At 72.2% G+C, this 23,323-nt stretch carries 19 protein-coding genes; 4 read left to right on the top strand and 15 right to left on the bottom strand.

Translation table 11 applies throughout. The features are described 5' to 3' along the window. The first annotated feature begins 44 nt into the window (after positions 1–44). Positions 45–317, top strand: a complete 273-nt coding sequence (locus NRP21_RS10750; RefSeq protein ID WP_257716194.1) for a hypothetical protein — start codon at positions 45–47, stop codon at positions 315–317. Positions 318–327: 10 nt separating this feature from the next. Here the strand turns inward: NRP21_RS10750 and NRP21_RS10745 are convergent, their stop codons facing one another. From NRP21_RS10745 to NRP21_RS10725, 5 genes are all read right to left on the bottom strand, one after another. Continuing rightward, positions 328–507, bottom strand: coding sequence for a hypothetical protein (locus NRP21_RS10745; RefSeq protein ID WP_257716193.1), 180 nt, complete (start codon positions 505–507; stop codon positions 328–330). After that, the gene (gene ispG, locus NRP21_RS10740) at positions 507–1,670 is read right to left on the bottom strand and encodes a flavodoxin-dependent (E)-4-hydroxy-3-methylbut-2-enyl-diphosphate synthase (RefSeq protein ID WP_257716192.1); all 1,164 of its coding nucleotides are present in this window, start codon (positions 1,668–1,670) and stop codon (positions 507–509) included. Before ispG ends, NRP21_RS10745 begins: the two co-directional genes overlap by 1 nt. A gap of 108 nt (positions 1,671–1,778) precedes the next feature. Then, complete coding sequence (locus NRP21_RS10735; RefSeq protein ID WP_257716191.1) at positions 1,779–2,855, bottom strand: helix-turn-helix domain-containing protein; 1,077 nt, start codon at positions 2,853–2,855, stop codon at positions 1,779–1,781. A 170-nt stretch (positions 2,856–3,025) separates the two neighbouring features. Beyond that, on the bottom strand, positions 3,026–4,012 hold the full coding sequence (locus tag NRP21_RS10730; RefSeq protein ID WP_257716208.1) for an NAD(P)H-dependent flavin oxidoreductase: 987 nt from the start codon (positions 4,010–4,012) through the stop codon (positions 3,026–3,028). Between the two features lie 151 nt (positions 4,013–4,163). Then, on the bottom strand, positions 4,164–5,384 hold the full coding sequence (locus NRP21_RS10725) for an aspartate kinase (RefSeq protein WP_257716190.1): 1,221 nt from the start codon (positions 5,382–5,384) through the stop codon (positions 4,164–4,166). Between the two features lie 132 nt (positions 5,385–5,516). Between NRP21_RS10725 and ubiG the strand changes: the two genes are divergently transcribed. After that, positions 5,517–6,233, top strand: coding sequence for a bifunctional 2-polyprenyl-6-hydroxyphenol methylase/3-demethylubiquinol 3-O-methyltransferase UbiG (gene ubiG, locus NRP21_RS10720; RefSeq protein ID WP_257716189.1), 717 nt, complete (start codon positions 5,517–5,519; stop codon positions 6,231–6,233). Positions 6,234–6,239: 6 nt separating this feature from the next. On the opposite strand, the gene NRP21_RS10715 is transcribed toward ubiG, so the two are convergent. The 3 genes from NRP21_RS10715 to NRP21_RS10705 form a co-directional block, all read right to left on the bottom strand. Then, complete coding sequence (locus tag NRP21_RS10715) at positions 6,240–6,707, bottom strand: DUF1178 family protein (RefSeq protein ID WP_257716188.1); 468 nt, start codon at positions 6,705–6,707, stop codon at positions 6,240–6,242. A gap of 78 nt (positions 6,708–6,785) precedes the next feature. Continuing rightward, positions 6,786–7,043: a glutaredoxin 3 gene (grxC, locus tag NRP21_RS10710; RefSeq protein ID WP_257716187.1), complete on the bottom strand. Its 258-nt coding sequence runs from the start codon at positions 7,041–7,043 to the stop codon at positions 6,786–6,788. A gap of 31 nt (positions 7,044–7,074) precedes the next feature. Next, entirely contained in the window at positions 7,075–7,845 is a 771-nt protein-coding gene (locus NRP21_RS10705) for a ComF family protein (RefSeq protein WP_257716186.1), read from the bottom strand. Positions 7,846–7,946: 101 nt separating this feature from the next. Between NRP21_RS10705 and NRP21_RS10700 the strand changes: the two genes are divergently transcribed. Continuing rightward, a complete protein-coding gene (locus NRP21_RS10700; protein WP_257716185.1) occupies positions 7,947–8,834 on the top strand; it encodes a methyltransferase domain-containing protein in 888 nt (295 codons plus the stop codon). A 19-nt stretch (positions 8,835–8,853) separates the two neighbouring features. Here the strand turns inward: NRP21_RS10700 and bcsD are convergent, their stop codons facing one another. The 6 genes from bcsD to NRP21_RS10665 form a co-directional block, all read right to left on the bottom strand. After that, positions 8,854–9,291 (bottom strand): cellulose biosynthesis protein BcsD, encoded by a 438-nt coding sequence (bcsD, locus tag NRP21_RS10695; protein WP_257716184.1) that lies wholly within the window; start codon positions 9,289–9,291, stop codon positions 8,854–8,856. A gap of 16 nt (positions 9,292–9,307) precedes the next feature. Then, entirely contained in the window at positions 9,308–12,589 is a 3,282-nt protein-coding gene (locus NRP21_RS27885; RefSeq protein ID WP_308219876.1) for a cellulose synthase subunit BcsC-related outer membrane protein, read from the bottom strand. Then, the gene (bcsA, locus tag NRP21_RS10680; RefSeq protein ID WP_257716183.1) at positions 12,586–17,283 is read right to left on the bottom strand and encodes a UDP-forming cellulose synthase catalytic subunit; all 4,698 of its coding nucleotides are present in this window, start codon (positions 17,281–17,283) and stop codon (positions 12,586–12,588) included. The genes NRP21_RS27885 and bcsA overlap by 4 nt, the downstream gene beginning before the upstream one ends. Then, positions 17,280–18,137, bottom strand: a complete 858-nt coding sequence (locus NRP21_RS10675) for a cellulose synthase operon protein YhjQ/BcsQ (protein WP_257716182.1) — start codon at positions 18,135–18,137, stop codon at positions 17,280–17,282. Before NRP21_RS10675 ends, bcsA begins: the two co-directional genes overlap by 4 nt. A 16-nt stretch (positions 18,138–18,153) precedes the next feature. After that, entirely contained in the window at positions 18,154–19,107 is a 954-nt protein-coding gene (locus NRP21_RS10670; RefSeq protein WP_257716181.1) for a hypothetical protein, read from the bottom strand. A 140-nt stretch (positions 19,108–19,247) separates the two neighbouring features. Continuing rightward, the gene (locus NRP21_RS10665; protein WP_257716180.1) at positions 19,248–20,309 is read right to left on the bottom strand and encodes a glycosyl hydrolase family 8; all 1,062 of its coding nucleotides are present in this window, start codon (positions 20,307–20,309) and stop codon (positions 19,248–19,250) included. A gap of 174 nt (positions 20,310–20,483) precedes the next feature. Here NRP21_RS10665 and NRP21_RS10660 point away from each other — a divergent pair, with 174 nt between their 5' ends. Further along, complete coding sequence (locus NRP21_RS10660) at positions 20,484–22,301, top strand: ABC-F family ATP-binding cassette domain-containing protein (protein ID WP_257716179.1); 1,818 nt, start codon at positions 20,484–20,486, stop codon at positions 22,299–22,301. A gap of 74 nt (positions 22,302–22,375) precedes the next feature. Here NRP21_RS10660 and NRP21_RS10655 read toward each other — a convergent pair whose 3' ends face one another. Then, entirely contained in the window at positions 22,376–23,251 is an 876-nt protein-coding gene (locus tag NRP21_RS10655; RefSeq protein WP_257716178.1) for a universal stress protein, read from the bottom strand. Positions 23,252–23,323: the final 72 nt, after the last annotated feature.

The following is a 23,323-nucleotide window of genomic DNA, read 5'->3' as shown; positions in this document are numbered from 1 at the left end:
ACCCCCGCTTTGCGCCCGGCCCGGCCACGCCCTAGAGAGGCAGGATGATCGGCTACCGGATTCTTTTTGTGCTCGGCGCGCTGGTGGCCCTCGCGTTCCTGGCCCTTGTCGGCATGGGCCTCTTCGGTGCCCCCGGCGCGTCGGAGGTATTCCTCCTCGCGGCGGCAGCAGGGGTCCTGGCCGGAAGTCGCGCCCTCGCCCGGCGGGGGCGGCCATTCCTGGCCTGCCTCCTCCTGCTCGTCCTCGTCGTGCCGGGCCTGCTTGCCGCGGGAGCAGCCCTCTACATCAGCGCCGTGGGCTTCGGCCCGCATCACTGACGAGGGGGGCTCAGCCCTCCCGCAGCACCGTCACCGCGCGGCGAAGATGCTCCTTCGCCTGCTCGAAGACCTCGGCGTCCTGCTCGTCGAGCGGGCCGTGCCCCTCCTCGAACTCCTCCAGGAGATCGAGTATCGCCTGCTCCATGGCAGCGAGGACGGGGTGCTGCTCCCCTTCTTCTGCGCTGGGCATCACTCGGCCGCCTGGATTGCGAGGGGGATGTCGCCGACCGCCTCGGCGGCCTTCGCGGCCTCCTTCTCGGCGGCCAGCTTCTCGGCGCGGGCCTCCACCAGCCCGACGATGTGGTCGATCATGTCGCCCGTCTTCGTCGTATGGCTCGTCTTACCCGCGGAGTAGACCATGTGGGTGCCGGAGCCGCCGCCGGTCAGGCCGATATCCGTCATCAGCGCCTCGCCCGGCCCGTTCACCACACAGCCGATGATGGAGAGGGTGATGGGCTGCTCGATATGGGCCAGCCGCTCCTCCAGCGCCTCCACGGTCTTGATGACGTTGAAGCCCTGCCGCGCGCAGGAGGGGCAGGAGATGATCTTCACACCGCGGTGGCGGATGCCCAGGGACTTCAGGATGTCCCAGCCCACATGCACCTCCTCCTCCGGCTCAGCGGAGAGGGAGACGCGCAGCGTGTCGCCGATCCCGGCCCAGAGCAGGTTGCCCAGGCCGATGGAGGACTTCACCGTGCCGGCGCGCTTACCGCCCGCTTCGGTGATGCCGATGTGCAGGGGGTGGTCGCAGGCCTCGGCGAGCTGCTGGTAGGCGGCCACGGCCAGGAAGACGTCGCTGGCCTTCACGCTGATCTTGAACTGGTCGAAGTCGTTCTGGAGCAGGTGGTCGGCGTGCCACAGGGCGCTCTCGACCAGCGCCTCCGGGTTGGGTTCCCCATACTTCTCCAGCAGGTGCTTCTCCAGGCTGCCGGCGTTCACGCCGATGCGGATGGAGCAGCCATGGTCCCGCGCGGCCTTCACCACCTCCTTCACCCGCTCCGCGGAGCCGATATTGCCGGGGTTGATGCGCAGGCAGGCGGCGCCGGCCTTGGCGGCCTCAATGGCGCGCTTGTAGTGGAAGTGGATGTCGGCCACGACCGGGACGTTCACCTCCCGCACGATCTCGGCGAGGGCCGCGGTGGCCTCCTCCGTCGGGCAGGAGACGCGGACGATATCCACCCCGGCGATCTCGGCGCGCCGGATCTGGGCGATGGTCGCCTCGGCGTCCTCGGTCGGGGTGTTGGTCATGGTCTGGACGGTGATCGGCGCATCCCCGCCCACGGGAACCTTTCCCACCATGATCTGGCGGGACTTCCGGCGCTCGATGTGCTGGTACGGACGATAGGAGGACATTGGCGGGACTTTCCCGAAGTGCCCCCCCGATATGGCAGGCGGCGCGCCGCCGGCCAAGGGATGATCAGGTGACCATCCCTCCTCCGCCGAGCGGAAGCACGGTCCGCCTCACCGCGCCGGGGGCGCTGGGCGGGGCTGGCGAAGCTGGTCAGGGTTGAGCTGGATGTCGCGCACCACGCCCGTCCGCCCTTCCAGGACAGGGCTTGCCTGCCCGTCCACCACGATTTCCAGGCCCTGGGCCTTGCCGGTGGTCAGCACCAGCCCTTCGCGCGGCACGGCGTAGGTCTCGCCCGCGCGCAGAACGCGGTTCAGCACGGTCTGGCCGGAGCGCGGATCACGAATCTGCACCCAGGACTCGTCCGTGGCGCGCAGGGTCAGCCGGTTCGGCGGCTCCGTCGGGGATGTAGGGGTGGTCGGCGGCGGCGGCGCGGGTGCCGCCGGGGCGGGAGTGGCGGCCGCGGGCATCGGGGCGGCGCCAGGTGAAGGCGCCGTGCCGGGCAGCGCCGGCGGGCGGAAGCCGGGCTGCGCCGTGCCGGCGGGCGCGGGAGCCGCTGCCGGGCCTGCGGCAGGCGGCACAGCGGCGGCGGGCGGCTGGGCCGCGGCCGGACCGCCAGGGGGCGGCGGGGTCACGCCAGGCCGGCCGGCCGCGGTGCCCGGCGTTGCCTGCCCCAGCGTCGGCGGGAGCACCGGGGCCGTGTCGGCCGGGGGCATGCCCGTGGCCTGCCTGGCGTCGCGCGCCGCCTGCTCGATCCGCGCCGGTACGGGCGGCACCTGGTCCACTGTGCGGTCAGCCGATCCGCTCCACCGCCACCAGGCCGCGTAGGCGCCGACCATGATCACGACGCCCAGGAGGATCACCGCACCGGCCGGGATGCCGCGCTCCGGCACCGGCTCGGGGAAGACGAGGTCCCTGCCCTTCCCGGGCGCGCCGGTCTCGCGGTAGCGGCGCGCCATGTCGTCCGCGTCCAGGCCGAGCGCCCGGGCATAGGTCCGCACGAAGCCCACCGCATAGGCCGGCCCTGGCAGATCGCGGCTGCGGCCCTCTTCAAGCGCGGCGAGGTAGCGGCGATTGATGCGGAGGCTGTCCGCCACCTCCTCCAGCGTGGCGCCCAGGGCGAGGCGGGCGTCCCGCAGCTCTTCGCCAACGCGGGCTGCCTCCGCCGTCATCATTTCGGGCTTCACCATAGGGGGAAAGGAACTTCTCGGGGGTGGATCGGGGCAGTCCTAACGCGCGGGGCGGGGGTGCGGAAGCCCTGCCCGATCACGATCCTCCGCACGAGGCCCGGGCGCCTGCCCAGGGAAACTTGCGACCCCCGGCGCGGTTGCGCGGGCCGCTTGCGCCGGCCCGCGTAGCTTCAACCGGCGCGGGCGGCCACGGCGGCCGCCGCTTGCGCCGTCAGCTCGGCCAGGATCTCGGCCACGGGCGCTTCCCCGTTCACCATGCCCACGCTCTGCCCGGCCATGAGGGAGCCGTTCTCAACATCCCCGTCGATCACCGCGCGGCGGAGCGCGCCGGCCCAGAAGTGCTCGATATCCAGCTGGGCGGCGGCCTTGTCCAGCTCGCCTGAGCGGTGACGCCGGATCACCTCGGCCTGATGCTCCAGGAAACGCCTCGTCCCCTCGTTCTGCAGGGCGCGCACGGGAATCACGGGGAAGCGCTCGTCCAGCTGCACCGTGGGCAGGGCGTCGCGCGCCGCGCCGCGGATGAAAGCCTTCTTGAAGTTCGGGTGAGCGATGCTCTCGGCGGCGCAGACGAAGCGGGTTCCCATCTGCACGCCCGCCGCGCCCATCTCGAGGTAGGAGAGCATAGCCTCGCCCCTGCCGATGCCGCCGGCCACGAAAACGGGAACTTCGGGCGCCATGGCGGGCAGGATCTCCTGCGCCAGCACGTTGAGGGAGACGGGGCCGATATGCCCGCCCGCCTCAGAGCCCTCGATCACCAGCGCGTCCGCGCCGGAGCGGACGAGCTTCTTCGCCAGGGCCAGGGCGGGGGCGAAGCACACCACCTTGGCGCCGCCCTCCTTCGCCTTGCGGATGGCGGGGGTGGGCGGGATGCCGCCGGCGAAGACGATGTGACCCACCTTCGCATCCAGGCAGACCTGCACCAGCTCGTCCAGCCGGGGATGCATGGTGATGAGGTTCACGCCGAAGGGGCGGTCCGTCAGCGCCTGGGTGGCCGCGATCTCCTCCGCCAGGCGCGGCGGCTCCATCGCTCCGCAGGCGATCACCCCGAAGGCCCCGGCATTGGACAGGGCGGCGACAAGATTGCGCTCGCTGATCCAGGACATGGCGCCGCCCATCACGGCGACCTCGCTGCCCAGGAAGGCCGCGCCGCGCGCCATCAGCCGCGCCAGCCGGGCGCGGGCGGCCGCGTCCGAAGGACCGGCCGGGGGCGGCGGCACCGGGCCACCCGCCGTCTCCGCCGCGCGGGTGCCGGGCGTATCGCCCTGGGCGGGCGGGATCGCGGGCAGGTCCATCATCGGGCCCCTCTCCTCAGGCCGGGGCGTCCAGCCCGTAGGCGGTGTGCAGGGCACGCACCGCCAGCTCCGTGTACTCGGCGCCGACCAGCACGCTCGTCTTGATCTCGCTGGTGGAGATGACCTGGATGTTGATCCCCTTCTCCGCCAGCGTCTTGAACATGGTGGCGGCGACGCCGGCGTGGCTGCGCATGCCGATGCCGACGATGGAGATCTTCGTCACCTCGGGGTCCGCCAGCACCTCGGCATAGGCGATGGTCGGGCGATGGCTCTCCAGCACCTCCCGCGCACGCGGGAGGTCGGCCTTGCCCACGGTGAAGGTCATGTCCGTCGTGCCGTCGGAACCGAGGTTCTGAACGATCATGTCCACGTTCACATTGGCATCGGCCAGGGGGCCGAACACGGTGGCCGCGATGCCAGGCTTATCCGGCACCCGCCGCAGCGTGACCTTCGCCTCGTCCCGGGAATAGGCGACACCCGTCACCAGGGGCTGTTCCACGATCTCGTCCTCGTCCACCACCATCGAGCCCGGCTTGTCCTCGAAGGAGGACAAGACCTGGACCCGGACCTTCTGCTTCATCGCCAGCTCGACCGACCGGGTCTGCAGCACCTTCGCGCCGACCGAGGCCAGTTCCAGCATCTCCTCATAGGCCACGGCCGGCAGCTTCCGCGCCCGCGGCACGATGCGCGGGTCGGTCGTGTAGATGCCGTCCACGTCCGTGTAGATGTCGCAGCGGTCGGCCTTCACCGCCGCCGCCACGGCCACCGCCGAGAGGTCGGAGCCGCCGCGCCCGAGGGTTGTCACCCGGTCATCCGGGCCGATGCCCTGGAAGCCGGCAACCACGGGCACCTGGCCGCGCTGCATGCGCTCAATCAGCCGGGCGCCGTCGATCTCCTCCACCCGCGCCTTGCCGTGGGCGCCGTCCGTGCGGATGCCGGCCTGCCAGCCCTGCCAGGACCGGGCATCCACGCCGATCGTCTGCAGCGCGATGGCCAGGAGCCCGATCGTCACCTGCTCGCCGGTCGCGACCACCGTGTCGTACTCCCGCGCGTCGTGCAGCGGGGAGAGCTCGGAGCACCATTTGACGAGCTGGTTGGTCACGCCGGACATGGCGGAAACCACCACGGCCACCTCGTGGCCGGCCTCCACCTCGCGCTTCACGCGGTTGGCGACGTTGCGGATACGGTCCAGGTCGGCGACGGAGGTGCCGCCGAACTTCATGACGATGCGGGCCATCGGGGGGTCGGATTACCGCCGTGTCTGTGGGCGCGAGAGGGGCCGCGCGGGTTGCGTCCCGGCGCGGGGCGGCACAGATACCGGCCCCGGCCCCCCTGGGCAACCTCGCGGGGCAGTGATTGGGGGATTCCGATGCAGCAGGGCACCGTCCGGGCCAGCGAGGTCGCCAAGTTCGATGCCCTGGCGGCCGAGTGGTGGCAGCCGCGCGGGCCCATGGCCCCGCTGCACGCCATGAACCCCCTCCGCACCGGCTGGATTGCGGAACGGCTCGCCCGCCGCCACGGCCGCGCCGGGCGGGACCTTTCCGGCCTGCGGGTGCTGGATGTGGGCTGCGGCGCCGGGCTGGCCAGCGAGGCCCTGGCCCGCTTCGGCGCAGAGGTGACAGGGCTGGACGCCGCCGGCGCCGCCCTCTCCGCCGCGCGCGCCCATGCGGATGCGGGCGGCCTGTCCATCGACTACCGCGAGGGCCGGCCGGAGGACCTTTCCGGCACCTGGGACGCCGTCGTCTCGCTGGAGGTGATCGAGCACGTGGAGGATCGCGCGGCCTTCCTCTCGGCGCTGGCGCGGGTGGCGCGGCCGGGCGGGGCAGTGTTCCTCTCCACCCTCAACCGCACGCCCCGGTCCTTCCTGGTCGCGAAGCTTGGGGCGGAGTACGTGCTCCGCCTGCTGCCGCGCGGGACGCATGACTGGCGGATGTTCGTCACCCCCGCCGAACTCGGCGCGGGGCTGCGCCGGGTGGGCCTGCGCGTGGCCGACATCGCCGGGATGAGCTTCGATCCCCTCTCCGGCGTGTGGCGGGAGAGTCGGGACCTGGGCATCAACTACATCGCAATGGCGGAGAAGGACTGAGCCGCCCTACCCGTCCGCCCGGGGCACCCAGGGGATGCTGCCGATCTCGATCCCCTCGTCGGCCAGCGCCTCCGCCTCCTCCGGGGTGGCGTCGCCGTAGATCCCGCGGCGCTCGCTCTCGCCCCGGTGCATCTTCCGCGCCTCCTCGGCGAAGTCGCGGCCGACATGGTCGCAGTTCTTCTCCACCTCCGCCCGCATGCGCTGCAGCAGCGCCATGAGCTGGGCGGGCATGGGGCCGGCCGTCGCGGCGCTCTCCTGCGGGGCGGGCTGGGTCTCGGCGGGCTTCACAACGGGCGCGGGCTCGGCGCGCGGCTTGGCGATGGCCGGCGCCATCAGGTCCCGCCGCGCCTTCGTGTCGCCGCAGACGGGGCAATCGACCAGCCCGGCGGCCGCCAGCTTGTCGAAAGCGGCGCTGTCCTTGAACCACCCGTCGAAGCCGTGGTCCTGGCTGCAGCGAAGCTGGTAGTGGATCATCTCTCGTCTACTGATCTGCGGGTCGAAACGCCCGTTCTGGCACTCCCGGGCCGGAAGTGCCAGCCTGGTGACCACGGCTCAGGCGGCAAGGAGCGCGTCCAGCTTCCCCGCCCGGTCCAGCGCCGCCAGGTCGTCCGAACCGCCGATCGCCTGCCCGCCAATGAAGATTTGCGGCACGGTCGTGCGCCCGCCCGAGCGCTCGATCGCCGTCTTCCGCGCGGGCGAGCCGCTCGGCGCGTCGATCTCCTGAAAGCTCGCGCCCTTGCGCGTCAGCAGCGCCTTCGCGCGGTCGCAGTACGGGCAGTAGGGGATGGTATAGATTTCGATCTCGGCCATCCCGCTCATCTCGGTAACGGGATGCCGCCCTTCAAGGCATCCGGGCGCCGGAGAGCCGAGGATCCGGCACGCGCGCCGCCGCCAGCACATCCACTTGCGCGGCGCCCGCCTCCAGCAGCGCGGCGGCGCAGGCATCCGCCGTGGCCCCGCTGGTCAGAACGTCATCCACCAGCAGCACTCGGCGGCCCCGGAGCCTTGGTACGGCCCGCGGCGCGGCCTCTATGGCGCCCCGCAGCGCCGCCCGGCGGGCCTCGGCGCCCAGCTTGCCCAGAGAGGGCGTCGGCCGGGCCCGGCGCAGCGCGTCCGGCAGCACCGGGCGGCCCGAGAGGCGACCGAGCCTGATGGCCAGCAGCGCCGCCTGGTTGTAGCGGCGCGCCAGGAGGCGGCGGCGGTGGATCGGCACGGGCACCAGGATTTCCGCCGCGTCCAGCAGGGCGGCACCGGCCCGCGCCATGTGCTGGGCCAGGGGCGCGGCCAGTTCCGTCCGGTCCGCGTGCTTCAGGGGCAGCACCAGCCGAGCCACGGCGTCGTTGTAGGCGAAGGCTGCCCGCGCACGGGTGAAAACCGGCGGCGTGGCGGCGCAGGCCGGGCAAAGGCCACCCTCCCCTAGCCCTTGGTGCTCGAAAGGCACGCCGCAGAGACGGCACATGGGATCGACGAGGAGATGGAGCGCGCCGAAGCAGGAGGAGCAGAGCGATCCCTGTTCCGACACCGGCCGATCGCAGGAGAGGCACTGCGGCGGCAGCACCGCGTCCAGCAGCCCACCGGCGCCCCGGCGCAGCGCGACCAAGAGGGCCCCCATGCCCCGCTCCCCCTCTACCAGCACCTCCGGAACCATCGCAGGGCGCGGGCCTAGCTGGAAGGCCCCTGGCGGTGGAGACCAGGCCACGACATATCCCGGGAATGAGCGGATCGTCCCATCTCGTCTTCGACCGCACCCTGCTGCGCCGCCGGCGGGACCGGGCCGTCGCCACACAGCACCGGGTGGCCCCCATCCTCGAGGCCGCGGCGGAGCGCCTGCTGGATCGATTGGACGACACCACGCGTCGCTTCGGCCGGGTGCTGGAGATCGGGGGGCGGGGCCTGATCGCGCCGGCCCTCCGGGCGCGCGGCGCGGAATTCGTGGTCTCGATGGACCTCTCCTCCCGTCAGGCCGCCGCTGCCGGTGGCCTGCCCCTGGCCGGGGATGAGGAGTGGCTGCCCTTCGAGGCCGGCAGCTTCGACCTAGTGGTCGCCAACCTCTGCCTCCATTGGGTGAACGACCTGCCGGGCGCACTGGCCCAGATCCGCCGGGCCATGGTGCCGGACGGGCTCTTCCTGGCCACCCTGCCGGCGCTGGGCACCCTGCAGCCGCTGCGGGAGGCGCTGACCGCGGCCGACTCGGCCCTTCGCGGCGGCGCGGCGCCCCGTGTCTCGCCCTTCCCCGAGCTCCGCGACGGCGCGGCGCTGCTTCAGCGCGCCGGCTTCGCCATCCCCGTGGCGGATCTGGAGGATATCGCCCTGGCCTACCGCGACCCGCTGCTGCTGCTGCGGGATCTCCAGGCGGCGGGCGAGGGAAATTCCGTCCTCGCGCGCGACGCACGCATCCCGCCGCGCGCGCTGTTCCCCACGGCCTTGTCCGCCCTGCCCGCCGGCCCGCAGGGGATCGGCGCGACCCTGCGGCTGCTGACGCTGACGGGGTGGAGTCCTGGCCCCGACCAGCCGAAGCCCGCACGGCCAGGCAGCGCGAATGCGCGGCTGGCAGACGCACTCGGCACGGTGGAGAGGAAGGCAGGAGAACGGCCGGGCTGATCGCCCGGCCGCAGCGCCGTCACACGCCGTAGCGCAGCACGAAGCGGTCGTGCTCGGCGCTGACGAGGTTGGTCTGGATGTCTGGCTCGGCACCCGGCTGGGCGGCGATCCAGCCGGCATGCAGCCCTTCCAGCACCGGCCCCATCCAGCCGCCCGCGCTGTCCTGCCCGGTGCCGAGATGCGGCGCGGTCTCATGGGTCAGCACCAAGGCGGGCCCGCTGGAATCGAGGGCGATGGAAACGGTGCCCCAGCGCGGCTCGGCCAGCCGCTCGTTGATCCTCGCCTCCAGCCCGGAGAGCGTGTCCTCCGGCGGAATGGGCGAGAGCGCGGCCATCTGGGCGCCGATGGCGCGCAGCAGCACGGCACGCTCCTCGGCGGGCATATGGGCGTCGAGCGTGTCCAGCAGGGCGCGGAGGAAGACCTCCCAATCCGGACGGGGATCGGCCTTGGCAGTCATCAGGCGCGTCGCCTCCTCACGGGTCAAAGCGGTAACGGGCATAAACCAGGGCACGCCATTCGTTGTAGTCGGCCGACTTGTCGTAGCGGCCGGAGGCGCCGACGCGGAGCGTGGGCGTGAGCGCGTACTCGACGTCGGCGCGCGCGCCGGCGATGAAGTTCGTCGCGCTCTGGCCGTTGTAGCGCGTGGGGATAACGATGGCGGATGCGGCCGCGGAGGTTGCCCTGTCCTCCAGCTGACCCTGGAGATCCGGATTGTTCGGGAAGATCGCCGTGTCCCGCTCCCGGAAATAACCCACGCCGACGCTGCCGCCCAGGCGATAGGCCCAGTTCCCGCGCCGCTCCCGCCAGTCCACCGGGATGGAGGCGGCAACGTAGGTCTGCGGGCTGAAATAGCCGCCATTGCCGAGGGTGAAGTTCCGGAGGTTCTTCTCGTAGTTGAAGTAGACGAGATCCAGCCCCGTCACGAGCTCCTGCTCGGGATTGCGGACAATGGCGTAGCTGACGCCGCCCTGGGCCTGCCAGCGCTGGTTGTCCGCCACGTTGTGGCCGGTGATGGAGGAGTAGCCGCCGCCGATGTAGCCACCCCAGCGGCCCGGATAGTACTCCAGCTGCGCGATGCCGGTATTCCGCGTCACGCCGCCGAAGGTGAGGCCGCTCTGCGTGTCCCGTACCCCGGCCCATGAAAGCACGCTGTCCGTCACGGACCGCCGCTCGCCCCGAAGGCGAAGCTGGAAATTCTCGGCCAGGCGTGGGGTCAGCTCCACGCCGCCCAACACCGTGCTCTCGCGGAAGCCGAGCGGGGTGGAACCGATGTCCACCGTCACGCCGTTCCGTGCGTAGGCGATGCCAAGGCTGGTTCCCGTGGCGGTCGTGTCGCGCACGCGCGCAGCCTCTGTCTGCAGCGCGGTCGGGGCGATCGGTTGCCCATCCGGGGTGATGCCGATACCCGGCAGATTCAGCGGGTTGGTTCCGAAGCGGCGCAGCCTCTCCGTCGAAGTGCCGGCATCACCGGCATCGAGCGTCACGGCCTGCACGCGGGCACTCAGCTCGCCGCCGATGCCCGGAAGCGGGGCCCCGGCCTCGATGCCGCCGCCGTACTCCCGCAGCCGCTCCAGCCCGCGCTCGCCGGATCGGGCGCGGAAGGCGAAGTTTGGCACCACGCGGCCGGAGGCCTCCTGGTTCACCTCCAGCAGCTGCCGGCCGATCTCGCTGAGCAGCGGATCCTCGGATTCGCGGAGCTGGCTGGGCGTGACGCCCACCTGCGCCGCGCTGGCCGGATTCGAGTCGATCGGCACGAAGGAGGATCCCTGCCCATCCCCGGCCGCGGAACCCGCGAGCACCGTGCGACGATAGGGCACTGCGACCATGCCGAGCTGAGCGCGGCGCTGATCGGCCGCAAGTTGCAGTGCCGTCTGCGCCCGGCGACGATCGCCGGCCACGCGGGCCAGCTGGGCCTCCGCCACGGAGATGCGCGGGTCGCTGGCGTTCAGGAAGCGACCCTCGGCCACCAGCGCCTCGGCGGCGTCGACGTCACGCCGCATCAGCGCGGCTTCCGTCGCGCCCAGCCGGGCCTCCACGTTGCGCGGGTCGCGCCGCAGCACCGCCTCGGCGATACGGCCGGCCACGCGCGGGTCGCGCGCCCCCTCGTAGATCCGCGGCGGATCGGCTTGGATCGGCGCGGGAGGCGCGGCCGGCGCAACCGCGGCGAGGCGGGGTCCGGCGGGCCCGCCCAGCGCGACAACCTGCCGGCGCTGTGCGGCCGGCAGCCCGGCATCGGCGGCCAGGGTCCTGAGGAGTTCAGCGCCCTCGCGCGGCATGCCGGCATCCGCCAAGGCACCGGCCAGGGCGATCCGGGCCGCTGGGCTGCCGCCGCGGTTGGCGGCCAGGGCCGCACGCGCCGCATCTTTCGAGCCGTCCCGGTCGCCCGCGCGGAGCAGGCCCCGCACGGCCAGCAGAGCCCCCTCTCCCGAGGGGTCGGGCCGGCCAGCCAAGGCGAGCAGCGCGCCGCGCATCCCGGCCGGATCCTGCGCCAGGGCGGCCGTTACTTCGACCTGCCAACGCACGGTGCGGAGAAGGCGGGCGCCGGTGGAACCGCGCAGCCTATCAGGCACGCGCTCGAGAAGGCGGGTTGCGTCGGCGAAGCGCCCCTCGTCGGAGGCAAAGAGAGCGGCCGCGAGAAGGTCCTCTGGCGCCGGGCTGGCGGGCAGCCCGCCCTCCAGGAGCGCACGTCCCTCGGCCCCACGGCCCTGCCGGGCAAGGAGACGGGCTAGGTCGAGCTTCGCCCAGGGCGTCGGCGAGGCCTCGGCGGCCTTGCGAAGCAGCGCGGCCACGGCCTCGGGATCGTCGGTGCGCGCCGCCTCGGCCCGTAGCGCCTCGGCGCGAGGCGAGGCCCCGGCGGCCGCCTGCCGAGCCAGCGAGTCGGCCTCAGCGATCCGGCCGCCGCGGCGCAGCGTCTCCAGCAGCCCGTCCCGGGCGGCGGGCAGCGCCGGGCGGCGCAGCTGCGCGTTGCGGAAGCGCGCCTCGGCTTCCCCCAGATCTCCGGCGCGGAGCGCCAACTCGCCCAGCAGCGCCTCGGCCTCGGCCCGGTCCATGGCCTCGCGGCGCACCGCGCGCAGCAGCAGCGCCTCGGCCGTGTCCGCTTCGCCCCGCCCGATCTGGCGCCGCGCCGCGGCCAGCTCCGCCGCGAAGGCGGCCTCCTCCAGCGGGGCGGCCCAGCGGCGCGCGGCCTCGTCGGAGACGGCAGCGGCCCGGCCCAGCAGCGCCGAAGCCTCCTCCGCACGGCCTTGCCGCAGGCGGATCAGGCCGAGCCCGCCCAGCGCCCCGGCATCACGGGGATCCCGGACCAGGGCGGCCTCGAAGTCGCGGGCCGCCGCGACGGCGTCCCCGCCCTCCAGCGCCCGCTGCCCGGCCTGGCGCGCCTGCGCCACCGCGGCCGGGGCCGTGCGGTCCAAGGCGGCCTTCAGTGCGGCCTCCACCTTCGCCACCCGCGCATCCCCAACGGATGCCACCTGGCGTAGCCGCTCCAGGATGTCCTGCGCCTCGCGGGGCTGCCCCAGATCAAGCTGGGTCAGCGCCGCCGCGGCCAGAGCGTCCGGGTTGGAGGGCTGCGAGGCCAGGGCGCGCTCCAGCGCCGCAGCGGCCCGGGCTGGCTGGCCCTGCGCCCGCCAGTAGCCCGCCTGCTCCACCAGCACCTGCACCCCGGTGCCCTGCGCTAAGGCGGGGACCGATGCCAGGGAGGTCACCGACGCCGCCGCCGTCGCGGCCGCGGCCAGGAGGTGATGGCGAAGGGAGCTCATGTCCGGATCCTCAGCCGGCGAACGGCCCGGCGGCGCAGCGTCCAGTAAAGCGGGATGGCGATGATCAGCGCCGCCACGACCAGCAGGCCGAGCATCAGGTCCGGCCGGGTGGTCAGGTAGCGCTGCGGCAGCAGCGTGATCGGCAGGCTGCCCACTCCGTAGTTCCGCGACACCTTAAAGGATTCGACCCGCCCATTGGAGATGGTGGACACGTCGCCCTGGATGCGCGGCTGCTGGTCGGGGTCGCGCAGCGCGCCGAGCATCGCCTCCATTCCCTGCGGGCTGGAACCCGTCAGCGCCACGACGGAGCGATCACCGTTCAGCGGGCTCTGGAAGCCGATGAGCAACCCGCTCCCCTCGCCGCCCTGGCCGCCCAGCGTCGCCGTCAGGCGCTCGCGCTCCAGGCGGCGGTCGTCGGAGATGAAGATATTGCGGAAGCCTTCCAGCGCGTCCGGCAGGGCCACCGTCACGCGGTTGCCGTCCACCGTGATCGGCCCGTCGCGCAGCAGCTGAGCAAGCGCCGGCTGGCGGTTGAGCGGCCCGATGACGATCAGGTCGCGGTCCTTCACCGCGTCCAGCCCGCCCGGCCGGGCCACGTCGATCCGCGTGGCCGGGTAGCCGACGATTGCCGCGATCCGCCCGACGAGGTTCAGGGCGGAGGAGACCTCCAGCGCCGAGGCGCGGTCCGGCAGGACCACCGCGGTCGTCGAGAGGTCCGCCATCTTTGTGTAGGGGAAGCCCGACCCGACGAAGTAGGCGAGGTTCGGCAGCTCCGTGAAGCGATACGCGGCGGAGAGGTCGATCGTGCTGTCGGCGTCGATCGAGGAGCGGATGTCGCCCGGCACGCTCACGCAATCGCCGCGATGAAGCGGGCGCAGGTCGAAGCGGAACTGCAGCTCATTCAGGCCGAACACGAGGTAGGGAGGCAGGCCGAAGCTTCCCTCGGCGCGCTCGGAGCCGGTGCTGCCGACCGTGCGGTACACCCAGTTCCAGGGCCAGCCCGGGTCGCCCTCACGCAGCGGGAACGACTTCAGGTAGACGTCGTTCAGCGCCGCATCGAGGCGAGAGACGGCGAGGTCCAGGATCGGGCCCGGGGGGGCACGGAAGCGGACATCCACCGGCAGGTTGCGGTCGCGGAAGGTATAGAGGTCCGGCGCCGTGCGGAACGGGATGGAAACCGGGCCCGGCGCGTAGCCGTAGGACTGCAGCTCCGCCGGATCCACCAGCTCGCCGAAGCGCACCGGGCGGTCGTTGCGGATCCAGCGCGGCGCATCATATGGCTCGCGCGCCGGCAGGTTCTGCACCTGCACAGTCGCCGTCTCACCCGAGAGGCCTTCCTTCGCGGTGGCCAGCACCTGGGCGGCGGTCGCCGCCTCAGCGCCCGACCGGCCGCCGACCAGCAGCAGCACGGCATTCGGGTCGTTAGGGTTGGGCAGGATGGCGAGCGTCGGGCCATCCATGCGTGGCAGCGTCAGGCCAGGAACCGAGTCCGCGCCCGTGGCGATGACGATCGCGTTGCCGCGCGCCGGCACCACGGCGCTGACCGGGAAGCTGGAGCCGCGGTAGTCCGCCTGCACGGCAAACCAGGAGGAGGTGACGAGCGCCGCACGCACCGCGTCGTTCCCCGCGCCCTCGGCCATCACCACCGGCAGCACCAGCGGCTCGCGCAGCAGGCGCGGATCAAAGAAAGGCTCGGGCAGGCGGGCCAGGTCGCGGTTCAGCGGCAGCCGCTCCAGCGTGAGCTGAAGAGTTGAGAGATCGGAGACCGTGGACCAGAGCAGGCCGGATAGCGGATCGTTGCACTCCACCGCGTAGCGGCCGGTGAAGCGGAAGTTCAGCCGGTTGCTGTCGGCGAAGAACACCGGGTTGATCTGGAACTCCACGGGGCCGAAGGCCGGGCGGGAGCGGTCCGGCGTGATAGTCCCGACGAACTGCTCGTTGATCGTGACCGCGATCTGGGACAGCTCCGGGATCAGCGCCGGGCTCGTGGCGCCTTGGAGCGTCAGCTTCGCGCCAGTGACCACCTCGTCCGACCGGATGCCGAACAGGATGCCCTGCAGGTCCGCGAGGCCGCGCAGCTGCATCGGGCTCCTCAGGCCAAGCTGCCGCAGCGTCCGCGTCTCGGTACGGGAACCGGCGCCGGGCGTAGCGTCCCCGCCAAAGGTCACGGGGGCGGAGGGGGCGACCTGCGCCGGCGGCGGAGCGGCCGAGGGAGCGGCTGCCGGTGCCGCGGACGGCGGCAGCGGGGACGGCGCGTACTGCGGCACGGGCGCCGCGGCCGTCGGCGCAGGGGCCGGCGTGAAAGCCGGTGGCGCGGAGGACTGGGCCGCCGGCGGCTGGGGCGCGGGAAGCTGGGACGCGGAGGACGGCGCAGCAGGCCCGCCACCGGGCAGCGGCGGCGGGGTGAAGGCGTTCTGCGAGTTCGCCGTAGCCGGCAGGCCAAGGCCCAGCGCCAGGAGGATCGCGGCGGAACGGCGGGCGCGCTCGGCGGAACGGCGCGATGCGGCCTCCACGCCGCGGGCCTGCTGCGGCACGGCGGGCGCCGCGGGGCGGGGTGCCCCGGCGCGGGCCGCGCGGGTCGCGGCCTGGCGGCGGGCACGGCGGGCGCGTAGGGAGAACTGACTGTCGCCGCGGAACAGGCCGCCGATGCTGCGGACCACCTCGCCCAGCGAGCGGAGCGGCCGATCCTGGCGCACGTCGTCCCAGTCCACCCAGGCGTCGGCGCGGCCGAGCACCACGCGGGTGATGTTGCCCTCGTCACGGGCGTCCTGCGGCATGAAGCGCATCTGCAGGCGGTCGTTTTGCCAGCGCAGCACCTCGGCCGGGATGGCGACGCGTTCCGGACCCAAGTCGATCTCCAGTGTCACAAGTACGTTCTCCGAGAGCCCGTCGGGCCGCGGCGCGGCCACGGCCACGCCACCGAGCGAGAGGTCCAACGTCTCGCCAGGGACGAGGCGGCCGTCCGGCAGCACCACGCTCACCGGCATGATCGCGCCGATGCGGGCGCGCTCGCGAACCTGTCGGCGCTCACGGCCCACGGCCAGGCCCGCCAGGACGGTCAGCAGCGAGAGCACGACCCAGATGGTGTTCAGCGCATAGGCCTGGAAATCCAGGCTCTCCGGCGGGTTCGCCGCCATGCCATAGATGCCGGACAGGAGGCCGAGCACGAGTACGATCGCGAGGACGAAGTTCGGGCCCGTGGCGCGGAAGTCGAAGTACCCCTCCTCCAGCGTGCCGCCCTTGTCCGTCACGTTGAACTTGCCGCGCTTGGGGTCCAGCAGCGTCGTGAGCACCACGGGCAGCAGGTAGAGCGCCAGCACCGTCTCGTAGATCTCAGACCAGAAGGAGTGCCGGACCCGCGCCTGCAGCTTCGAGTTGGTGAGCACCGCGTGAACCACGTGCGGCCCCGCATAGGCGATGATCGCCAGCGGCGAGGCGGCGATGATGTTCTGCCCGAACAAAAGGAAGGCGAGCGGCGCGGTGAGGAAGATGAAGCGCGGCACCGGGAAGAGGAAGTGCCACATCGAGGCAACGTAGCAGAGCCGCTGCGTCAGGTTCAGTCCCGGCCCGAGAAGCGGGTTCTCGATCCGGAAGATCTGCACCATGCCGCGCGCCCAGCGCATGCGCTGGCCGATATGCGCGATCAGTCGGTCCGTCGCGAGGCCAGCCGCCAGGGGCAGGCGCAGATAGGCGGTGCGCCAGCCCAGCCGCTGCATCTTGAGCGAGGCGTGGCAGTCCTCCGTAACCGTCTCGGTCGGCACGCCGCCGATCTGCTCCAGCGCCGTGCGCCGGATCACGGCGCAGGAGCCGCAGAAGAAGGCCGCGTTCCAGAGGTCGTTACCCTGCTGGATCAGCCCGTAGAACAGCAGTCCCTCGTTCGGCACGCGGGTACCGGAGGCCAGGTTACGCTCGAAGGGGTCGGGCGAGTAGAAGTGGTGGGGCGTCTGCACCATCGCCAGCCCGGCGTCGCGCACCATCCAGCCCATGGTCATCTGAAGGAAGGCGCGGGTGGCCACGTGGTCGCAGTCGAAGATCAGCACGTACTCGCCGTCAGTGCGGGACAGCGCGTGGTTGATGTTGCCGGCCTTCGCGCCCTTGCTGTCCGGGCGGATCATGTAGCCGCAGCCGACCATCTGGCAGAAGGCGCGGAACTCCTCGCGCCGGCCGTCGTCCAGCAGCACCACGTTCATCTTGTGGCGGGGCCAGTCCATGGCCATCGCCGCGAAGATGGTGGGCTTCACCACGTCCAGCGGCTCGTTGTAGGTCGGGATGAAGACATCGACCGTCGGCCAGTCCTCCGGATCATCCGGAAGAGGCGCCGGGCGGCGCTCCAGCGGCCAGAGCGACTGCAGATAGGAGAGCAGCAGCGCGAGGACGGCGTAGATCTCGGCCAGCAGGAGGCCGGTGCCAAGGAAGGTCGAAAGGAAGTTCGTGTAGTCCAGCGTGTCCGTGATCCGCCAGTAGATGTAGCGGCTGGAGATCACGCCGGAGAACAGAGCCAGGAAGACGAGCGAGCCCTTCCCCGGCACCAGCGAGCAGATCGCGAACACCAGCAGGCCACCAACGGCGACCCAGGCCTGCTGCTCCGCCTCAAGCGGCGCGACGATGAACGGCAGGGCAATGATGAAGCCGGCCAGCACGGCCAGCCTTGCCAGCCAGACGCTCCCACCCAGGGTGCGGCTGAAAGCCTTCATCGGCTGGCCTCAACGGTGGGCTGCTGCGGAAGGGGTGCCGCCGAGGGCGCCAGCGCGGCCTCCGGCGTGGGTGGCGTGGCGGCCATGGTCGGGGGAAGCGCCGCCGAGATCAGCCGCGCCACCTCCTTGAGGTCGGACGCGGCGCGGCTCTCAGGCGCGTGGTCCAGCAGCAGGCGCTGGCAAGCCAAGCTCTCGGCAACCGTCTCCTCGCGGCTCATGGCGCCGAGCATGCGGAACCCGAGGTGCCGTGCCACCGCCTCGGCCGAGGCGCGCGAGAGGCGGGAGGAAAGGTCCACCCCGTTCAGCACCACGCGCAGGCGGCCAGCGAGCAGCGCGGCCATGGTCCCCGTGCCGAGGAAGCGCCCGCTCTCGATCTCCGGCACGAGCGCCGCGCTGATCGCCTCGGCCTGCAGCACACCGATCACCATGGTGGCGAGCGGCGCCAGCAGCGCCAGCGCCTGCGAAGGGCCGGGTGGAAGGTCCGCCAGCACCACGAGGTTCGGTTCCGCCAGCATCTCGCGCAGCGGTTTGCCGAGCAGCTCCGGGTCGCGGTCCAGTGCGGCGGCGAGGTCCAGCGCGCCGCGCAGATCCATCGCGCCGTGCGGCAGCAGCAGCACACCGGAAGGCGTCTGCCGCAGGTGGGAGCGCCAGTCCGCATTCCCCTGCAGCAGCTCCGAGACGAAGCCGCCCCGGTCTGTCAGCGGCACGCCGAAATGCAGGCGCAGGGCGTTCTGGGCGTCCAGGTCCACCGCCAGAACGCGATGGCCCAGGCGCTGCAACGCGTCGGCAATGTTGGCGGTGAGCGTGGTCTTGCCGACCCCACCCTTGGGCGACGCGAAGCAGATCAGCGGCACGAAATTGCTCCTGAACTCAGGCGGCACTGCGGGCGAAACGGACACCGGTGGCGATGCGCCGGAGGAGCTCCGGCAGCGCTATATCCACCCGCGCGGCGGGCCAATGGCGCGGCGATGGCTCACCCGCGGTGCCGCGCATCGCATCCCCGAGCGCATCCAGCAAGGGGTAGTGGATCGTTCCCGCGGACGAGCCAGCACCCACGCCCATCAGCGTGTCCAGCAGGGAGGAGCCGGTCCCGCCGGCGAAGCCGGCCGGCGGCCAGGACGCCGCCGGAAGCGCGGTGAGCATTGGCATAATCAGCGGGGCCGCGGCCTGCGGGACGACGGGCACCGGTGGGGGCGCGCGATCCGCGAGCGGCTGCGCGGGGGGCTGCACGGGCGCGACCTGCACCGGGGCGGCAGGCGCAACGGGCGCGACAGGCACCGGCACGGGCTCGGGCACGGGCGGCGGCACCGGCTGCGGCTGGACAGGACCGCCGAGCAGCACCTGAAGAAGGCTGGAGGCGGGCGGCTCCGGCGCAACGGCCACAGGGCGCGGCGCAGGGGGCAGCGGAGCAGGTTGCGGCGCCGGAATGGGTGGGGCCGCCGGAACCGCCTGCTGGTATGCGGGGGCCGCAGGCACCCCGGACGGCACGACGGCCATCGGCTGCGCGGCGGGCAGCACAGGAACGGGTTGCGGCGGCTCGGGCGGAACAGGCGGGGGCGGCGCCATCTCCAGCGCGGCGTAGGGATCTGGCGCCAGGGGCTCGGCAATCCCAATCGGATAGGTCGGATAGGAGTCCCGGACCGGCAGCATCGGCGCTTCGGTCGGGACCGGCGCGGCACCGCCCATCACGGCATCGGGCGGCAGGTCCTCCACCCCGGCCAGCGCATCGCCGAGGACGCTGAAGGCCTGCTCCTCGGCCTGCTGGGGCGGCGTCTGCGGGATGGGGTTGCGGACAGCCTCGTTGCCGAAGCTCCGGTAACGCATGGACGGCGTCCTCAGCGCTGCTGCCATCCGGGCAACGTCTGTGTCCTGAGCCATCCCACCACCCCACTCACAGCAGCGCCGGAATCGGGGCGCTGTCCTCGGGCGACTTGTATCTTATTTTTTCGCCAACCCTAGTGGTTTTAGAGACGTGCCTGACGCTCTGCTGTTCCCATACGTGCGAGGAGCGCAAGAGCTGTGTCATAATAATCACGGTCTGGTTGAACGGCTTCCTGGCCCCAGCGGTCCCAACGGAAGCCGCGCTGGAGGGCGGCGAAGCGCCCGATCTCCCGGACGCCCGGCCCCGCCGCATAGGGAGCAACGCTGTCGTTCGACAGGTCCGCCCAGGCCGGCATTTGGCGCAGGCTTGCATCCGACCAGAAGTTCAGCGGCGCGCCGACCGCCGCCTCGTCCGAGAGGCCGGCCCAGGCGAGCCAGAGCGGCACGCGCACCGCATCGTAGGAGAAGCGGGCCGGCCAGCCCGGGGCCGGGGACACTTTCCCGTCCAGCCGGGAAACGGAGAGCCAGTCCGGCGAGAGGCCCCAGCGGCCGAAACGGGCCGAGCGCAGCAGCCTGAGCCCATCGCCCGCCACCCGGAGCCAGGCCGGGTCGGGAACCGCCTCCGCGACCGCCGCGATGGCGGGGTAGGAGTAGTAGGACGGGTTCAGCACCACATGTGTCCGGTGTTCGAAGCCGCGGGCGCCAGGCAGCAGCACGAGGTTCCCCGCGGCACGGCGGACCAGCAGCCGCAGCACGTCCCGCGCCACTGCGGTGCCCTCCTCCGTCAGCGCCGGGTCTGACCAGCGGCGGCCGCCTTTCAGAAGGGCACTGGCAATGAACAGGTCTCCGTCGGTCGCGTTGTTGGTGTCCTGAACCGCCGGGATACGGTCCGGCAGCCAGCGCCAGGAGTGCAGATGGTCGGAATCGCGCCGCAGATTCCGCCGCGTCCAGGTCAGCATCCGGTCGAAGGCGGGGCGGTCGTCGAAGTGCTCCGCCAGGGAGAGGCCCCAGCCCTGCCCCTCGGAGTGGGACTGGTTGGCGTTGCCGTTGTCCACCACCCGCCCTTCCGGCGAGAGGAAGCGGGCCTTGAAGGCTACCCAGGCACGCGCATCCTCGGACGCGACGGCGGTGCCGCCGCTCATCGCGGCTGCCGCGGCTCCGGCGAGGAGGCCCAGGGCGGATCGGCGCGGGATGTGGATCGGCATGTCCCCAGCCTGCCTGCCAGGCCTTAACAACCCATTGCCGCACCATTCTGGGCGGCGGGATCCTGACGGCGGCGCAGGTATAACATCACAATTGCGGGAAGCTAGAAACTTCTCGCGCAGCGCGTGTGACGTTACGCCCGTGCCAGGAAGCGCCGGGAATGCCATATGCCGGCCATGGCACCCCCCATCCTTCTCCTTCAGGACATCCGCCAAGGCTTCGGCCAGACCCCCCTGCTGCGCGACGCCGGCCTTGCCGTTGGTCCGGGCGAGAGGTTGGCCCTTGTCGGGCGCAACGGCTCCGGCAAGTCCACGCTGCTGAAGGTCGCGGCAGGTCTAGTGGCGCCCGAGTCCGGCACGCGCTTCCTCCAGCCTGGCACCACGTTGCGCTACCTGCCGCAGGAGCCGGACCTCTCCGGACATGCCAGCACGCTCTCCTACGTGGAGGCAGCGCTCGGGCCGGGGGACGATCCCTACCGGGCCCGCTACCTGCTGGAACAGCTCGGCCTTACCGGCGAGGAAGAGCCGGCCCGGCTCTCGGGCGGTGAGGCCCGGCGTGCGGCGCTGGCGGCGGTTCTTGCCCCCTCCCCGGACATCCTGCTGCTGGACGAGCCGACGAACCACCTCGATCTGCCGGCGATCGAGTGGCTCGAGTCAGAGTTGGCGGGGATGCGGGCCGCCCTCGTCCTCATCAGCCACGACAGGCGTTTCCTGGAATCGCTTTCCCGCGCCATGGTCTGGCTGGACCGCGGCACGACGCGGCGGCTGGAGCAGGGCTTCGCGCATTTCGAGGCCTGGCGCGACCAGGTCCTGGAGGAGGAGGAGCGCGAGCACCACAAGCTCGCCCGCCAGATCGTGCGGGAGGAGCACTGGCTGCGCTACGGCGTCACCGCCCGGCGCAAGCGCAACATGCGCCGCGTGGGCGAGCTGCAGGACTTGCGGGAGAAGCACCGGCAGCGCCGCGGGCCGCAGGGCGGCGTGCGGATGGCGGCGAGCGAGGCGGACGGCTCGGGCACGCTCGTCGTCGCGGCGGAAGGGATTTCCAAGACGTATGGCGGGCGCGCCGTGGTGCGCGACTTTTCCACCCGGATCCTGCGCGGAGACCGGGTGGGCATCGTCGGGCCGAACGGGGCGGGCAAGACGACGCTGCTGAACATGCTCACGGGCGTTCTCGCACCTGATTCCGGCGAGGTGCGGCTGGGCACGGGGATCGAGATGGTCACGCTGGACCAGCGCCGGGCGAGCCTGGATGATTCCATGACGCTGTCGGACGCGCTGACGGAGGGGCGCGGCGACATGGTGCATGTCGGCGGCGCGCCGCGCCACGTTGTCGGGTACATGAAGGAGTTCCTCTTCCTGCCGGAGCAGGCGCGCACGCCCCTGGGCGTGCTCTCGGGCGGGGAGCGGGCGCGGGTGATGCTGGCGCGCGCCATGGCGCGGCCGAGCAACCTGCTGGTGCTTGACGAGCCGACGAACGACCTCGACCTCGAGACGCTCGACCTCCTGCAGGAGATGATCGCGGACTACCCGGGCACGGTGATGGTAGTGAGCCACGACCGCGACTTCCTGGACCGCGTGGCGACGAGCGTTATCGCCTACGAGGGCGATGGGCGCTGGCAGGACTATGCGGGCGGCTACTCGGACATGGTGGCGCAGCGCGGCCACGGGGTGCGGGCCCGCGCCTCGGCCCCTGCACCCACCGCCGCGCCGAGGCGGGCGGCCAGCGCCAGCGCGCCGCCTTCCGCGTCCCGGCCGCGCCTGAGCATGGCGGAGATGCAGGCGCTGAAGACCCTGCCGGGCGAGATGGAGAAGCTGAACGCGGAGGTGGCGAAGCTGAACGAGATCCTCGCGGACCCGCAGCTCTACGCCCGCGACCCCGCCCGCTTCGCTAAGGCCAGCGAGCTCCTCGCCGGGCGCCAGGACGCGCTGGCGAAGGCGGAAGAGCGCTGGCTGGAGCTGGAGATGCGGCGCGAGGAGATCGAGGCCGCCTCCTAGTCCCGGGGAAGCGGTCCCCCACCCCCCGGGTTCCCGCCCCTGGGCTTCCAACCCCCGGGGCGGACCGCCCTAGTTCACCGGCACATCATCACCGGCATGTCGGAGTTCTCCAGCACGTGCCGCGTGACGCCGCCGAGGATGAGCTGGCGGATGCGGGAGTGGCTGTAGGCGCCCATGCAGAGCAGATCGGCGCCGAAGTCCCGCGCCGCGCCCAGCAGCCCCGCGCCAACCTCCCGCGTGACGGGGGAGAACTCCTGCGGCACCGCCGTGATGCTGTGCCAGCGGAGATAGGCGAGGATCCCCTGAACGTCCGGCCCGCGCCGCTGGTAATCCTTGCTGTGAAGCACCTGCACGGCCTCGGCCCGGTGCAGCCAGGGAAGGGCGGCGGCCACGGCCGCGGCGCTCTCGGCCGTGCCGTTCCAGGCGATGCAGACGCGGGTGCCGATCGTCTCCGGCGGCAGACGCGGGGCGATCACCACCGGGCGGCCGCTGTCGAACAGCACGGCGTGCAGCGCGTCCGAGGAGGAGACATCCTCCTTCGAATCGGGGTGCGGCACCACGGCGAGATCGTAGAGGCGCGACTGCTGGGCCACCAGGTCCTCCTCGCGCCCCGCGACGGAGGCGAAGGAGAGGGTGGCCGAATCAGCCTTCTCGGCGGCCTCGGCGGAACTCGCGAGGACCACGTCCTTGTCCGTCACGAAGCGCTCGAACAGGGACTGGACGCGCTGGGCGCGGTCCCCGGATTCGCGCTCCGTCGCGGCCATCATCTCCTCGATCATGGCACCGGACAGGCCCTCGCCCGCCAGCGGGGCCACGTCTCGCGCGTCCACGCGCACGTGAAGGCAGTGGACGTGGCTGTGCCATATGCGCGCGGTCATCACCGCGGTCTGGAGCGCGGCCTCGCCGGCCGATGTGCCGGTCAGGGGCAGGAGGATGCGGCGGTAGGCCATGGCGGAACTCCGTCGTGATCCGGGGAAGGAGGCGTCACCCCCTCCTCCGCGCCCCGCCGAATCCGGCACGGC

Origin of the sequence: Roseomonas populi (assembly GCF_024594815.1) — a bacterium.
Classification (GTDB): domain Bacteria; phylum Pseudomonadota; class Alphaproteobacteria; order Acetobacterales; family Acetobacteraceae; genus Roseomonas; species Roseomonas populi.
This window is presented reverse-complemented; position numbering and strand designations above follow the sequence as displayed.

Excerpts from the sequence above, each read along its gene's own strand:
- NRP21_RS10750 (WP_257716194.1), top strand. The coding sequence starts at position 45 with ATGATCGGCTACCGGATTCTTTTTGTGCTCGGCGCGCTGGTGGCCCTC.
- NRP21_RS10745 (WP_257716193.1), bottom strand. The coding sequence starts at position 507 with ATGCCCAGCGCAGAAGAAGGGGAGCAGCACCCCGTCCTCGCTGCCATG.
- ispG (WP_257716192.1), bottom strand. The coding sequence starts at position 1,670 with ATGTCCTCCTATCGTCCGTACCAGCACATCGAGCGCCGGAAGTCCCGC.
- NRP21_RS10735 (WP_257716191.1), bottom strand. The coding sequence starts at position 2,855 with ATGGTGAAGCCCGAAATGATGACGGCGGAGGCAGCCCGCGTTGGCGAA.
- NRP21_RS10730 (WP_257716208.1), bottom strand. The coding sequence starts at position 4,012 with ATGGCGCGCGGCGCGGCCTTCCTGGGCAGCGAGGTCGCCGTGATGGGC.
- NRP21_RS10725 (WP_257716190.1), bottom strand. The coding sequence starts at position 5,384 with ATGGCCCGCATCGTCATGAAGTTCGGCGGCACCTCCGTCGCCGACCTG.
- ubiG (WP_257716189.1), top strand. The coding sequence starts at position 5,517 with ATGCAGCAGGGCACCGTCCGGGCCAGCGAGGTCGCCAAGTTCGATGCC.
- NRP21_RS10715 (WP_257716188.1), bottom strand. The coding sequence starts at position 6,707 with ATGATCCACTACCAGCTTCGCTGCAGCCAGGACCACGGCTTCGACGGG.
- grxC (WP_257716187.1), bottom strand. The coding sequence starts at position 7,043 with ATGGCCGAGATCGAAATCTATACCATCCCCTACTGCCCGTACTGCGAC.
- NRP21_RS10705 (WP_257716186.1), bottom strand. The coding sequence starts at position 7,845 with ATGGGGGCCCTCTTGGTCGCGCTGCGCCGGGGCGCCGGTGGGCTGCTG.
- NRP21_RS10700 (WP_257716185.1), top strand. The coding sequence starts at position 7,947 with ATGAGCGGATCGTCCCATCTCGTCTTCGACCGCACCCTGCTGCGCCGC.
- bcsD (WP_257716184.1), bottom strand. The coding sequence starts at position 9,291 with ATGACTGCCAAGGCCGATCCCCGTCCGGATTGGGAGGTCTTCCTCCGC.
- NRP21_RS27885 (WP_308219876.1), bottom strand. The coding sequence starts at position 12,589 with ATGAGCTCCCTTCGCCATCACCTCCTGGCCGCGGCCGCGACGGCGGCG.
- bcsA (WP_257716183.1), bottom strand. The coding sequence starts at position 17,283 with ATGAAGGCTTTCAGCCGCACCCTGGGTGGGAGCGTCTGGCTGGCAAGG.
- NRP21_RS10670 (WP_257716181.1), bottom strand. The coding sequence starts at position 19,107 with ATGCGTTACCGGAGCTTCGGCAACGAGGCTGTCCGCAACCCCATCCCG.
- NRP21_RS10665 (WP_257716180.1), bottom strand. The coding sequence starts at position 20,309 with ATGCCGATCCACATCCCGCGCCGATCCGCCCTGGGCCTCCTCGCCGGA.
- NRP21_RS10660 (WP_257716179.1), top strand. The coding sequence starts at position 20,484 with ATGGCACCCCCCATCCTTCTCCTTCAGGACATCCGCCAAGGCTTCGGC.
- NRP21_RS10655 (WP_257716178.1), bottom strand. The coding sequence starts at position 23,251 with ATGGCCTACCGCCGCATCCTCCTGCCCCTGACCGGCACATCGGCCGGC.